Source organism: Cytobacillus depressus, from assembly GCF_008923245.1.
GTDB lineage: Bacteria > Bacillota > Bacilli > Bacillales > Cytobacillaceae > Cytobacillus > Cytobacillus depressus.
Genome location: NZ_WBOS01000012.1, coordinates 1 through 13,546, shown reverse-complemented (window position 1 = coordinate 13,546; position 13,546 = coordinate 1). Strand labels below are relative to the sequence as shown.

General features: G+C 38.0%; 16 protein-coding genes and 3 riboswitches. Of the genes, 9 read left to right on the top strand and 7 right to left on the bottom strand.

Going from position 1 to position 13,546, the window contains the following annotated elements:
* Window positions 1-55 precede the first annotated feature (55 nt).
* On the top strand, window positions 56-619 hold the full coding sequence (locus F7731_RS18695) for a tyrosine-type recombinase/integrase (RefSeq protein ID WP_151536313.1): 564 nt from the start codon (window positions 56-58) through the stop codon (window positions 617-619).
* 210 nt (window positions 620-829) lie between these two features.
* Here F7731_RS18695 and F7731_RS18690 read toward each other — a convergent pair whose 3' ends face one another.
* The gene (locus F7731_RS18690; RefSeq protein ID WP_151536312.1) at window positions 830-1,972 is read right to left on the bottom strand and encodes a SpoIIE family protein phosphatase; all 1,143 of its coding nucleotides are present in this window, start codon (window positions 1,970-1,972) and stop codon (window positions 830-832) included.
* Between the two features lie 305 nt (window positions 1,973-2,277).
* Between F7731_RS18690 and F7731_RS18685 the strand changes: the two genes are divergently transcribed.
* Window positions 2,278-3,639 carry an aspartate kinase gene (locus F7731_RS18685; RefSeq protein WP_151536311.1) on the top strand — a complete coding sequence of 454 codons (1,362 nt, stop codon included), beginning with the start codon at window positions 2,278-2,280 and terminating at the stop codon, window positions 3,637-3,639.
* A 132-nt stretch (window positions 3,640-3,771) separates the two neighbouring features.
* On the opposite strand, the gene F7731_RS18680 is transcribed toward F7731_RS18685, so the two are convergent.
* Both F7731_RS18680 and F7731_RS18675 read right to left on the bottom strand, forming a co-directional pair.
* Window positions 3,772-4,257: a QueT transporter family protein gene (locus F7731_RS18680; RefSeq protein ID WP_151536310.1), complete on the bottom strand. Its 486-nt coding sequence runs from the start codon at window positions 4,255-4,257 to the stop codon at window positions 3,772-3,774.
* Window positions 4,258-4,265: 8 nt separating this feature from the next.
* A riboswitch (PreQ1 riboswitch) is annotated at window positions 4,266-4,310 on the bottom strand.
* Between the two features lie 63 nt (window positions 4,311-4,373).
* Window positions 4,374-4,718, bottom strand: coding sequence for a hypothetical protein (locus tag F7731_RS18675; protein ID WP_151536309.1), 345 nt, complete (start codon window positions 4,716-4,718; stop codon window positions 4,374-4,376).
* 218 nt (window positions 4,719-4,936) lie between these two features.
* Window positions 4,937-5,040, top strand: a riboswitch (glycine riboswitch).
* A riboswitch (glycine riboswitch) is annotated at window positions 5,041-5,187 on the top strand.
* Between the two features lie 163 nt (window positions 5,188-5,350).
* Here F7731_RS18675 and lpdA point away from each other — a divergent pair.
* From lpdA to F7731_RS26590, 5 genes are all read left to right on the top strand, one after another.
* On the top strand, window positions 5,351-6,748 hold the full coding sequence (lpdA, locus tag F7731_RS18670) for a dihydrolipoyl dehydrogenase (protein WP_151536308.1): 1,398 nt from the start codon (window positions 5,351-5,353) through the stop codon (window positions 6,746-6,748).
* Window positions 6,749-6,818: 70 nt separating this feature from the next.
* A complete protein-coding gene (locus tag F7731_RS18665; RefSeq protein ID WP_151536307.1) occupies window positions 6,819-6,980 on the top strand; it encodes an FbpB family small basic protein in 162 nt (53 codons plus the stop codon).
* A 279-nt stretch (window positions 6,981-7,259) separates the two neighbouring features.
* Complete coding sequence (locus tag F7731_RS18660) at window positions 7,260-7,400, top strand: FbpB family small basic protein (protein WP_151536306.1); 141 nt, start codon at window positions 7,260-7,262, stop codon at window positions 7,398-7,400.
* Window positions 7,401-7,456: 56 nt separating this feature from the next.
* A complete protein-coding gene (locus F7731_RS18655) occupies window positions 7,457-8,236 on the top strand; it encodes a TerC family protein (RefSeq protein WP_151536305.1) in 780 nt (259 codons plus the stop codon).
* Between the two features lie 279 nt (window positions 8,237-8,515).
* Entirely contained in the window at window positions 8,516-8,653 is a 138-nt protein-coding gene (locus F7731_RS26590; protein ID WP_170289747.1) for a hypothetical protein, read from the top strand.
* Window positions 8,654-8,843: 190 nt separating this feature from the next.
* Here the strand turns inward: F7731_RS26590 and F7731_RS18650 are convergent, their stop codons facing one another.
* Window positions 8,844-9,173, bottom strand: a complete 330-nt coding sequence (locus F7731_RS18650) for a hypothetical protein (RefSeq protein ID WP_151536304.1) — start codon at window positions 9,171-9,173, stop codon at window positions 8,844-8,846.
* 150 nt (window positions 9,174-9,323) lie between these two features.
* Window positions 9,324-9,725 carry a GNAT family N-acetyltransferase gene (locus F7731_RS18645; protein WP_151536303.1) on the bottom strand — a complete coding sequence of 134 codons (402 nt, stop codon included), beginning with the start codon at window positions 9,723-9,725 and terminating at the stop codon, window positions 9,324-9,326.
* 284 nt (window positions 9,726-10,009) lie between these two features.
* Between F7731_RS18645 and F7731_RS18640 the strand changes: the two genes are divergently transcribed.
* On the top strand, window positions 10,010-10,729 hold the full coding sequence (locus tag F7731_RS18640) for a YebC/PmpR family DNA-binding transcriptional regulator (RefSeq protein WP_151536302.1): 720 nt from the start codon (window positions 10,010-10,012) through the stop codon (window positions 10,727-10,729).
* Between the two features lie 553 nt (window positions 10,730-11,282).
* Here the strand turns inward: F7731_RS18640 and F7731_RS18635 are convergent.
* Complete coding sequence (locus F7731_RS18635) at window positions 11,283-12,173, bottom strand: LysR family transcriptional regulator (protein WP_151536402.1); 891 nt, start codon at window positions 12,171-12,173, stop codon at window positions 11,283-11,285.
* A 123-nt stretch (window positions 12,174-12,296) separates the two neighbouring features.
* Between F7731_RS18635 and F7731_RS18630 the strand changes: the two genes are divergently transcribed.
* Complete coding sequence (locus F7731_RS18630) at window positions 12,297-13,244, top strand: DMT family transporter (protein ID WP_246197315.1); 948 nt, start codon at window positions 12,297-12,299, stop codon at window positions 13,242-13,244.
* 221 nt (window positions 13,245-13,465) lie between these two features.
* Here the strand turns inward: F7731_RS18630 and F7731_RS18625 are convergent.
* Window positions 13,466-13,546: IS3 family transposase (locus tag F7731_RS18625; RefSeq protein WP_151536060.1), on the bottom strand; the 81-nt coding region annotated here is incomplete at its 5' end.

Below are 13,546 nucleotides of genomic sequence, written 5' to 3'. Positions count from 1 at the left end.
TAATGATTATTTCTGATACTTTATTGAGTAGAATTTAGTTTCAGGAGGAGCTTCTGTGGAATATGTCGACCCGATAAAGGATATCGAAAAAATTAATGCAATGAAAGAAAACTTGAAAAAGCAATCATGGAGAGACTTTTTATTATTTGTGTTAGGCATTAATACAGGCATAAGGGTGCATGATTTGCTAACATTAAAAGTGGAAGATATTTGGGACGGGGCGGAAATTAAGGAATTCCTTCATATCTATGATGAAAAAAAAGTGAAACATCATTCTCATTATATTAATAGCCGTGTAAAAGAAGCATTACAAAGCTATCTATCCACATTTGATTTTAAAAATGAGGATTATCTTTTTAAATCGAAAAAAAACAATTTGCCCATTACACGGCAGCAGGCCTACCGCATTATTAATCAAGCGGCCAAAGATGTCGGGATAAACGGCAAGATTGGTATGCACACACTGCGAAAAACATTCGGCTACCATGCTTATCAAAAAGGCATTGCTATCTCAATCTTAATGTCCATATACAATCACCAAACACATGCGGAAACATTGCGTTACATTGGCATTGATAAAGATGAGGAAAAGTATATTAAAGTGGATGTGAACTTGTAATAAAGAAAAAAGAGGCTGTCTAGAAAGTCAATTTCTCCTGACTTACTGGACAGCATTTTTAATAAAGAAGAATTTTTAAAAATTGTCCGTTATGATCTCTATGAACGGACAATTCACCTCATGTAAGTCACTAAATTGTCCATTATAATCCCGATAACGGACAATTCACCTCAAGCAAGTCTTCATAAATGTCCGTTACTACACAGATTATTATTTCGCCTGGATTAATACGACGCACATGTCGTCATCTGCGTTGACTTGTTGTTTTTTTGTTAGTAGGTAATCAATGGGTTCTTTGTTTTCTGAGTCTTTCCAGAAGGAAGAGGCTAGCCTCTTAATATAGTCAAACTCATTTGATTCCGTTTTTTCGATTGTTTCTTCAACACCATCTGTACAGAGGACAATTTGAATAGAATCAGAATAGCTGACGACGTTTTTTTTTATATTAATGTCTTCAAAAAAGCCCACTGCACACGTATTGCTGGGCATTTCAATTAGTTCAGTCTGATTGATGAGAGCAAACCCAGTTGGGTGGCCAGCATTCACATATTCTAGCGTTTTCTCTTTCGTGTCGAGAACAAAATAAATAGCTGTAAAATAGTAAGGAATTTGCTGGTTTTTCCGATTTAAAGAATTCATCCAGAGGTTAAGCTCTTGTATGACATATTCTGGATCTGCAAACGTGGAGATAGAATCTCGCAAAACGGAAGAGATGAACATACAAACAAGGGAAGCTGAAATGCCATGTCCCATCATGTCAAGCTGGATGGCCGCATAGCGGTGATCGTTAATTTTATGCCAATAATACATATCTCCTGCTAATTTATATGCTGGTAAATATGAAGCCTTTAACAATAGATTATCCCTATAAATGGGCTCACTTAATAAACTTGTCTGTACCTTCATTGATAATTCTAATTCATTTCGAATCTTTTCCTCTTGTTCAATATGCCAATCCTTTTCATATTTCAATCTTAAGGCAACTCGAATACGTGCAAGCAGCTCTGTTTTATTAATTGGTTTCGTTACATAATCAATCCCGCCGGCATCAAGCGCCTCCACCACTTTATTTGAGTCTTCTAGAGCCGTAACGAAAATGACAGGAATATCCTTTAAATGTGGAACTTGCTGCAGCTGCCTGCATGCTTCAATCCCATCCATTTCCGGCATCATAATATCCATAAGGATCATATCCGCTTGTTTGTCATTGTTTACTTGTCGTTCATTTTGTAAATATGTAAATAGATCTTGAGCCGAAGTAAAAGATAAATAATCAGCATAACCTGCACGCTTTAAAATATTTTCTATTACAAAAAGGTTGGCCTTGTTATCGTCTACAATAAGAATTCCCATATAGTCTGCTCCCTTATGTCTTACTGTTTCCACTATTATATTTGAAAAAGTGGGAAAGTTGTTAGAGATAACCATTATAGAAGGGAAAACTAAGCAAAGAGGCGGAAAAGGAATTGGAGAATATAGGTAATTAATACTGCGGTGTCCACTTAAGGTAAACAGTTGTCTCTGTATGGAGGAAAAACTCTTGATTATTTTCTGAATAGGAGTAAAATTAGGGATATATTTTAGATGAGCATCATATTTAATCATTTTAAGAGTTAGAGAATTGTCTTGTGTTTTTCTAACAGTTAGGAGATGTCAGAATGAAAGTCGTAAAGTTTGGCGGATCTTCTTTAGCATCCGGAAAACAACTTGAAAAGGTCTTCCAGATTGTTGTTTCTGATCCAGAGAGAAAAGTAGTTGTCGTATCAGCACCAGGGAAAAGATATAGTGAAGACGAGAAAGTAACCGATCTTTTGATTGAGTGTGCAGACCTTTGTTTGCAAAATAAAGATCCTAAGGAAAAGTTTGATGCGGTCATTGAAAGATATGCTGCAATTGCTGAGGAATTGTATTTGGATGATGACATTATTAATGAACTTGAAGAGGATTTATTTCGCAGATTGAAGGCAGATAAAAGCGATCCCGATAAATTTATGGATTTGCTTAAAGCGAGCGGAGAGGATAATAATGCAAAGCTTGTGGCAGCATATTTCCGTAAACAAGGTGTCGAGGCTCATTACGTCAATCCAAAAGAGGCAGGCCTGCTAGTAACTGCTGAGCCAGGCAATGCTCAAGTTTTACCTGAAGCCTATGATCGTTTATTTGAACTGCGAAATCGTTCCGGGATTATTATTTTTCCTGGGTTTTTTGGCTATAGCGCGGAAGGGGATGTCTTTACTTTTTCACGAAGCGGGTCTGATATTACAGGCTCCATTTTAGCAAATGGGATGAAAGCAGAGCTTTACGAAAACTTTACAGATGTCGATGCTGTTTACTCGGTAAATCCATTTATTGTTAATCGTCCAAAGGAAATTAAGGAATTAACGTATCGGGAAATGCGGGAGCTTTCCTATGCAGGCTTTACCGTCTTGCATGATGAAGCGCTTGTTCCGGCATTCCGCGCAGGCATTCCGGTTCAAATTAAAAATACGAATAATCCATCTGCCCCAGGTACAAAAATTGTTTATGAGCGTAATAACACAAATGGCCCGGTTGTAGGAATTGCAAGTGATGAAGGCTTTTGTAGCATTTATGTGAGCAAATACTTAATGAATAGAGAAGTTGGCTTTGGGCGCAGACTACTGGCTATTTTGGAAAGCTTCGGCCTATCCTATGAACATACACCATCAGGCATTGATGATATTTCGGTTATCTTGAGAGAAAATCAATTTGCTCCAGGAATGGAAGAGAAGATTATTGAAAGAATTAAAACAGAGCTCGATGCAGATGAAGTGGTCATTGAACATAGCCTTGCACTGATCATGGTTGTAGGAGAAGGCATGCGCCATAATATCGGAACGACAGCTCGAGCTTCTAAAGCATTAGCAAAAGCTGGAGTAAATATCGAAATGATTAACCAAGGCTCGTCCGAAGTAAGTATGATGTTCGGTGTAAAGGAAATAGATGAAAAGAGAGCGGTACAGGCGCTTTATGATGAATTTTTTGCAGCTGTAACTGTATAGAAAATAGAAATGCGGAAGTGCCTTCGAAACAATTAAAGTTCAAATTGTTCCTACGACGACTATTCGAAGAAGAGTTCCTTGTGGAGCTGAACAACAAAAGAAGATGCCTTTAATTAGGCATCTCCATAGACTTTATATTAATTTTTCAAAATTTACGCGCTTATTGAGTGCATACATGACTGGCATTCCGACAGCCATAACGATGAATTCACCAATTGCAGTTGTAAGCCATGAAAACATAAAAGGCATACCAAAGGCAAGGTGCAATTCAAGAGCAATTAAGAACATAGTAAAGGTGAAAACAAGCGTGTTCACAACCATGCGAGCCCATATATTTTGAATAAAACGGCAGCAAGCAATCGTAATTAATAAGGAAATAACCGTTTGCCCAACACCGAAAATGAGATCATAGGCGATCATTGGTGAAAACAGTAAATTTGTTAAAAATACACCTAGCACCATTCCGAAAATATATTTCTTATTAAATACAACTAGGTGGTTAAACATTTCGGAAACCCGAAACTGGATATTAGTAAATCCAAAAGGCTGAATGAGCATGGAAACAGCAATATATAATGCTGCTAAAATCCCATTCCCAACAAGGGTTTTGACGTTCATATTCAATTCTCTCCTTAGTTTTTTATCGTGGGATGGTTACGAACCACGTTGAGATTTTTCTCAAAGAATATTATTTTAATATGTGAAGGGAAAAGTGTCAATAATTTTTCACACTACTAATTAAGCTTCCACGCAGGAATAAGAGAATGAAAGTTTGTAAATTTGCTCAGTATAATATGCAAAATCGTGTAATAGAATAGAGTAAGAATATAGGTGCATAAAAACTCAAATACATTCCAATCTAGAAAAGAGAGCAACAAGCCCATTCCAATTAGGAACGGTAGAACGATGATAAGCCACATTGGAGCATGCAGTTTTTCGGCTAATGCGCCTGCTGAACCGACTGATGTGCCGATGATCAAGGGATGAACCCAGTGAATCTGCTGAAATAAAGTTCGATCTCCTAGAAAATAAGATAAAGAGGTAAAAATAATAGCTAATAGAAATAACCCAATTAACATCCTCCTAAATGAATGCTCAATCTTAGTAAATGCAAATATTACCTTCCATATTCTACAAAAAAAAATTCCCTCTTTAATTGAAGGTCCAATAGGAATTATTTGTAGTTTTGAACAAATTGTGAATACCCTATCAAATTATTATAATAATATAAAATTAATGGTTGACATTACAGCGCTAAAGTATTATTCTAAATTTATAGAAAATTCAATACAGGCGGATGACGGCTGTGGGAGAGAGCATTACAATTAGCCACCGAAGGAGCAAGTTCCAAAAAGAGACCCTTGGAACAAATCTCTCAGGTAGAGGAACCACAGCGGGACGCATCTCTGGAGAGCTCGTATAAAGTGAATCTTCCATCAGTGGAGGATCTTACTGCCCGTTAAGAGTGGGATAAAGTTGTACGACACCCAAGGGGACCCCATATGAATTTGGGCATAAACTCTCAGGTAAAAGGACAGAGAAGGGTAGACAATCATACCCTTTTTCTGTCCTTTCTTATATAAACCACAATCAATTGTTGGTGTTCACGGCGATTACGCTCGTATGAAAACTGAATTGAGATAAGTGGATGAAGGGTGAAATTGGGAAGATTGTTAAGATGTTCACAATATATCCCGAAGGAGAGATTGTTTTGACCAAAGAATATGATATTGTTATTATTGGTGGCGGTACAGGTGGTTATGTTGCAGCCATTCGTGCCTCGCAGCTTGGATTAACTGCAGCGATCGTAGAAAAAGGAAAGCTTGGCGGAACATGCCTTCACGCTGGCTGTATCCCGAGTAAAGCGCTGCTTAGAAGTGCGGAAGTGTATGCTACGACAAAAAATGCTGCCGCTTATGGCGTGATCGCTCCCGAAGTTGGACTTGATTTTTCCAAAGTGCAGGCGAGGAAAACAGAAATAACGGATCGCCTATTTAAAGGTGTACAGCACTTAATGAAAAAAGGAAAAATTGATGTGTATGAAGGAAAAGGCAGAATTTTAGAGTCTAGAAATATTTTAGTAGAGTTAAACAATGGAGAAGAGGCGACTCTTGTTCCTAAAAATATAGTCATTGCTACCGGATCACGTCCGCGAACACTTCCAGGATTAGAGGCAGACGGAAAATATGTGATGACATCAGATGAAGCACTGCAAATGGAAGAACTGCCGAAATCAATCATTATTGTTGGCGGCGGAGTGATTGGAATTGAATGGGCGTCCATGCTCGTAGACTTCGGATTAGAAGTAACCGTAATCGAATTTGCTAATCGGATCATTCCGACAGAAGATGCCGATATTTCTAAAGAAGTCCAGCGCTTAATGAAGAAAAAAGGGGTTAAGATTGTAACAGGTGCAAAAGTACTTCCGCAAACGCTGGAAAAAGGAGAAGGGGTCACAATTAAAGCCGAGCATAAAGGGGAAGAAAAAACATTCTCAGCTGATAAACTGCTTGTCTCAGTTGGCCGCCTTCCGAATATAGAGAGCATTAGTCTTGAAAATACGACAATCGATGTGGCACGCGGATTTATTGTGACAAACGAATTTTATCAAACAAATGAAGAGAACATTTATGCAATCGGTGATGTCATTGGCGGTTTGCAGCTTGCCCATGTGGCTTCTCATGAAGGCATCATCGCGATTGAGCATATGGCTGGTAAATATCCGGCTCCACTTGATTTAAGCTTAGTTTCGAAGTGCATCTACAGCAGCCCTGAGGTAGCGAGTGTTGGGTATACAGAGGATGAAGCGAAAATTAGAGGCTATAAAGTGAAGACAGGAAAATTCTCTTTCCGTGCCATTGGAAAGGCGCTTGTATTCGGTGAATCAGACGGATTTGTGAAACTTGTCGTAGAAGAGGGGTCGGATAGGCTGCTAGGCGCCCATATGGTCGGACCTCATGTGACTGATATGATTACCGAAGCGGGCCTTGCCCGTGTGCTCGAAGCAACAGCTATGGATATAGCTAGAACGATTCATCCACACCCGACATTAGCAGAAGCAATTGGCGAAGCGGCATTGGCTGTTGATGGGAGAGCCATTCACGCGTAATATTTGAATTTTAGCAAAAGCAAAACGGGGATAAATTCTATAACAACATGGGATAAGGGAGATATGTAAAATGAGTAGAAAAAGAGTCACATTATCAAGTTTAATTAGTAAAAATAGAGAAGAGCTATTAAGAGATCGAGAACAGCTTGATGAAATTGAAAAGCGCATTGATAATAAGCATATTATAACGAAAAAGAAAACGAGCCGTTTTGGCTTACGTTATAATATGTAAAAAAATGTGTTTGACAATTCATAAACATTCTTTTATTCTTAATGTAAGAAATGAAATTGAATAGTTTCTCCTAAAGGGGAGTAGCTTTTACGGCAAAGTCGTCACTTCGGAGTTTATGACTCCCGGCCTTGTCGGCAACTTACTATCGTTGTTAGCAAGACCTTTACCTACTTGGGGTAAAGGTCTTTTTGTTTGTTTTTAAAACCTTTACCGCTGTAGGTAAAGGTTTTTTTGTTGGCAAGATTTGAAAAGGACAATCAGAAAATAGGGGGATTCAACATGCTAAAGAGAAGAAAACTTAATTTTGCTGAGCTACTAAAGGAAAACAAGGAAGAAATCATGAAAGACAAAGCTCTATTAGAAAATATTGAAAAACGTCTCGAGGAGAAAGCAACATTACAAAATAGGAAAAATAATTAGACATAACACATTTACTAATTAAATGCATTTAATTTTAAATGGAGGTATTTTAAATAATGGACTTATCACTTTTATTAGAATATGGATGGGTATTATTACTTTTAATAGGAATCGAAGGGCTTTTGGCAGCAGATAATGCGCTTGTATTAGCTATAATGGTCAAACATTTACCTGAAAAGGAAAGAAGAAAAGCGCTATTCTATGGTCTTGCCGGGGCATTTATTTTCCGATTCGGCTCTCTGTTTGCGATTTCTTATTTAGTTGATATTTGGCAGGTTCAAGCAATTGGTGCCCTATATTTATTATTTATTGCCTTTAACCATATCTTTAGAAAGCTAGTCGTGAAAAAAGGGGAACAAGCAACAGCAAATAAAGGGGAGAAAAAATCAGGTTTTTGGATGACTGTTTTTAAAGTAGAGCTAGCTGATATTGCGTTTGCGATTGATTCTATACTCGCAGCGGTTGCTTTAGCCGTAGCCCTGCCAAATACAAGCTTGCCGAATATCGGAGGACTTGATGGCGGGAAGTTTATCGTCATCTTTGCAGGAGGCTTTATCGGATTAATTATTATGCGATTTGCTGCAAACTTTTTCGTTAAGCTGCTGCAAACAAAGCCTGGCTTGGAAATCGCCGCCTTTATGATTGTCGGATGGGTCGGAGTGAAGCTATCAGTCATCACACTTGCCCACCCAGCATTATCTATAATCCCTTCATCATTTGCCCATTCGATGGGGTGGAAAATCACATTCTATGCTGTGCTGATCGCTATCGCACTAGGCGGCTGGTTTTTTTCGAAGGAGAAGAAAGGTGAGATGATAGAAGAGAAAGCTGGATAATTTGGGGGCTATGACGGCCATGACAGGTTAATGGTGCGCGTTTAATTTGGCAAGCATCAAAAACGGTCTCAATGAATAGTTCATTGCACGCATTTTTCAAGGCCACCATCGAAAACGGTGGCCTTGGGTTAATAACACGCATTTTCCTGGGTCCCGCCTAAAAACATTGGTGAATAAATAATAAAAGTTGCTCTTGTTATGAATAGATGAATTTTTCCTCATAAATAGCGAACCCTTTTAAAGAAGAAGTTACAATCATTCAAAAAGGGGATGATCGATATGAAGGAGCAGAAAAGAGATCATGAAAACGCGCGTGATGAGCAAACAGATGAACAAAGGCTGATAAGGGAGTTTGCCGATCCAAATTCGAAACAGCCAGTCCCTCAGCCGAAGGACTTTGAAGATATTGAGTACTAGTTTTTGAGCGTAAAGAAGCCCGTTTCAGCGCAATCTGAAACGGGCTTTATATTAGTTAATTCTTTCTAACCAAATCAGTGAATGCATGGAAAATTTCCATTCCCTGATAAAATAACAAACTTGATGCAGTAAGTGAAAATACACCAATCATGAGAAAGCGGATCCACATATATTTCCCCTCCTTATTTTTTTATGAAAAAGAAGGAGAGTGGATCACATAATTCGATTGGTAAAATACCGGTGTAAAGAAAATGTTTTTGCGGGAAGACCTTATTAACTTGCTATAAAATAAGAAAAAGGCAAGTGCTAATACACATTTAGCTTCCATGTTAAAAGTGGGTTTGAACAGGTTCTTTTTAATATCTTCCTTTAAAAGAAACTCTTCCAGCGAATCAGATGACATGACCGCTTTTTGTTCATGGCTCACGAAAGCTTTCGTATGTCCCCCTGGATATTGGGTAATTAGGAAGGCGGAAAAAACAAAAAGCAGCGCAAAGGAAATGACTTTTGATTTTTTCATGGTTCCTAACCTCCCCGAAAATAGTGTGGTATTATCATAACGCAAATGTTTTTAATAGTAAATAGGAAAATTCAGAAAACTCTACGGTTTAGTGCCTGTCTTTCAATCAAAATATCATTCAGTTTGTCAGAAAAACCCGAAGCTTCATTGTTAAACTTGCTTCATCCCAACAGTAAAAATTTCAAAGCCAAGCTTTTCATAATAGGAAGCATTTTTTTCTTCACTAAATAGCTGAACATATAAGTTTGCATTTTTACCCTTTCCCACTAATCTCCGCACGAGTTCCTTTCCAATGCCCTTATTTCGATAATCTGGATGGACAATTAAACCGCAAAGATAGCCATTGATGACACCGTCGGAAATGATTCTCCCAGTGCCAATTAATTGTTCGCCGTCATAAGCGCTGACAACACACCAGCTTTGGAGCATGGCTTTATGCAGGGTTTCTTTCGGCAACTTCAAAAAATCATTCCAGCCATCATGATTATAAAGCAGATATAGCTGATCGGGATTTGGAATTTCCTCTGTATAATGAATTAAATGTTCGCTCATGTTACACTCCTTCACTATTGATAAAAACCTATTCTACCATGCTGAGGCAATATCCTCTTATTTGCTAGTGATTCGTTAAATTGAATGAGGTGAGGTATAATATGGAATATTGAAGCAAAAATGGTTTCAATTCTAATCAAATTGGAATCAAGTTTTTTTGAAAAGGTATTGAAGAAAAAGCCTATTTAGTATTAATATTTTTATGGAAGGAAATGAGGACAGAGCATGTTTTTATAAGTCTCATTTCAATTAGAGCGATTCAAAGTAGAAAGAGAGTGGTCAATATGGGCCGTAAATGGAATAATATTAAAGAAAAAAAAGCGTCTAAAGATGCCAATACTAGTCGGATTTATGCGAAATTCGGAGTCGAGATTTATGTAGTAGCCAAGCAGGGCGAGCCTGATCCAGAAGCGAATCAAGCATTAAAATTCGTACTAGAACGCGCGAAAACATACAATGTACCAAAACATATTATTGACCGTGCGATTGATAAGGCTAAGGGTGGATCTGATGAGAACTATGACGAGCTTCGCTACGAAGGCTTCGGGCCTAATGGTTCAATGGTCATTGTTGATGCCTTAACAAATAACGTGAATCGCACAGCATCAGATGTACGTGCGGCATTCGGAAAGAACGGCGGAAATATGGGAGTCAGCGGATCTGTGGCATACATGTTTGATGCAACTGCTGTTATTGGCCTTGAGGGTAAAACAGCTGATGATGTGCTTGAAATCCTTATGGAAGCTGATGTAGATGCACGCGATATTTTAGAAGAGGAAGACTCAGTGATTGTGTATGCAGAGCCTGACCATTTTCATGCCGTACAGGAAGCATTAAAAAATGCAGGTGTAACCGAATTTACAGTTGCAGAAATCACGATGCTTGCCCAAAATGAAATCACATTGCCAGAAGATGCACAAGCAAAATTTGAAAAAATGATTGATGCCCTTGAGGAATTAGACGACGTGCAGCAAGTGTATCATAATGTGGATCTAGGTGAGTAATTAGAAAACTTAGTAACTTTAATGGAGCATTGTTCATATACAATGCTCCATTTTTTATTTCATCAGGAGTTCGGTGCATATTTTTTGAAGAATTACTTCTTCATTGCCCGCTAGCTCCGTTTATTGCCTTATGTGGTAAAAGGGATGTCCTTTCATTGCCCGGCCGCTCCGTTTATTGCCTTTTGTGGTAAAAGGAAAGCCTTTCCATTGCCTACCAACACCGTTTATTGCCTTATGCGGTAAAAGGGAAGTCCTTTCATTGCCCGCCAATACCGTTTATTACCTTCTGTGGTAAAAGAGCAGTCCTTCCATTGCCCGCCGGCTCCGTTTATTGCCTTATGTGGTAAAAGGAAAGTCTCTCCATTGCCCGATAGCTCCGCTTATTACCATGTGTGGTACAAGGAAAGTCTCTCCATTGCACATTAGCCAACGTTTTTGCCTTTTTTGGTAAATAAGCAATCCTTTCACTTACTAAAAGCCCCCTTTAGATATCAACTCTTAAAAGGTAGGAAAGAAAAGGTTGAAGCCTGACCCCGACGGACTAATTCCATTGTTAAATCTCATTGGAGCGTGCAGGCTCACTTATCCATGACTTCAAATATTCAATGAACTTTTTCGTAGCGGGAGCAAGGCTTTTAAAAGATGTAGCAGCAATACCAATTGTACGGTAATTTTCTCCCTCTAACTTAAGAATTCGAACGTTGGCTGGCACCCGATGCAATACCATTTCTGGAAGGATACTGATTCCCATGCCATTTCCAACCATTGAAATAATTGCTTGGTCATCTGAGAGTTCAAATTTTATATTTGGGGTGACATTGTTTTCTTTTAAAATTCTTTTTAAATCGTTATCGCTCCCTTTTTTCGACTTGATTAGGGGCTCCTCTTTGATCATTTCAAAACGAATCTCCTTTTGCTCAGTAAGAGGATGTTTATCTGAGAGGATACAGAGCATTTTATCTTTTTTTAATGAAATCACTTCAAAATGCTGTGATGTCGGCAGGGAGACAAAGCCAAAGTCAACCAAGCCAGTTGATATCCAATGCTCAACATCATCATAATCCCCTTCTAGCAGTTTGATTTCGATAGAAGGATGAAACTCATTAAACAATTTCATGATTTCAGGCAGCCAGTGAATAGACACACTCGAAATCGTTCCAATCCGTACTGTCCCGATTTCCAGACCATTGATATTCGCTATTTCTTGAACCATTTCTTCGTTCCATTTTAGAATTTCACGAATGTATTTTAAGATACGCTCTCCATTGCTCGTCAGATGAATACCTGAACGTCCGCGATTGAGTATAGAAAATCCCCATTCTGATTCAAGGCTGGCAATGGCATGACTCACAGCGGATTGCGTTAAACCGAGTGTTTCCCCTGCTTTCGTGAGGCTCCCTAATTCTACAACGGTACTAAATATTTCAAACTTAGCAAGTGACAGTTTAATCACTCCTTTTGCATGAAATATTTTCATGCATTTATTTAAAAACATTCATTTTTCTTATTCAAATTTTACAATTATAATGGAAAATAATCAATTTTTGGATCGGTCAGGTGATAAAAAATGAATGGAAATAAGGCGCTCGAGGGTGTAAATAGGACAGGAATGAATACTCAACAATTTAAGGCAGATTTAACAATGCTGATCGTCACTATGTTTTGGGGTTCATCCTATTTATTTATGAAGATGGGCCTTGAGTCTATTCAAGGTTTTAACTTAATCGCATTGCGGTTTGGTATAGCTTTTGTTTTAGCAGGGCTCGTATTTTACAAACGCTTCATGCATATTGATTTTCATATAATTAAATATGGGTTTTTATTAGGAACTATCTTGTTCTTAGCCATATCGGTTGTCACGATTGGAGTTGAATCCACATCTGTTTCCAATGCAGGATTTTTATTTAGTCTCGCTGTTGTCTTTGTTCCATTATTATTAGCAGTCTTTTTTAGACAAAAAGTGGAAAAAAGAATTATTTTTGGCGTAGGCTTCGCAATATTAGGCATAGCCCTTTTAACTTTAAATAATGGGTTAAAGATTAGTTCGGGAGATTTCCTCATTATTTTAGGAGCATTATTTTATGCCATTTACATCATTGTTACTGATAAGTTGACGAAGAATGTAGATTCCATTACCCTTGGGATTTTACAGCTTGGTTTTACTGGGGCGTGGGCGCTGCTGCTATCTTTATTTTTAGAAGAGCCACATCTTCCTAACACAACAGAATCATGGATTTCTATTTTAGCATTAAGTATTCTGTGCAGTGCGATTGGCTTTATCGGCCAAACCGCAGCCCAACAGTATACGACTCCAACACATACAGGCCTTATTTTTTCATTAGAACCCGTTTTCGCTGCATTGTTTGCTTTTATTTTTGTAGGTGAAGTACTTCAAGCAAAAGGTTACTTAGGGGCGGTTCTTGTTTTAGTAGGGATTTTAACTACGAAAATAGATTTAAAAAAGATCATTATGAAAAAAGAGCGCGGGAAAACATTAGATAGGTCTAATGCTTAGCTTAATAGTCTTACAAAGTAGAATAAAGGGAACTAAAAATTACATGCCGATTCAATTATAACCATCAATTGTGTATTAAATTATTTATAGATTAATAAATCTATTATTTCATGGTAATTTTTAGAATATGTGAAAATCCCTCCACAAGACCAACACAAATAAACGAAAGCCTTAACCTAGCTTTTTGAAGTGACCCCAAAAAGTTAGACACGGTTATTTCATCAGGCAGCTTGCTCAAAATGAGTTCGGTATTGTACCGGGCTCATTTTTAACTTCGCCTTCATCCGTTTTGTATTATAGTA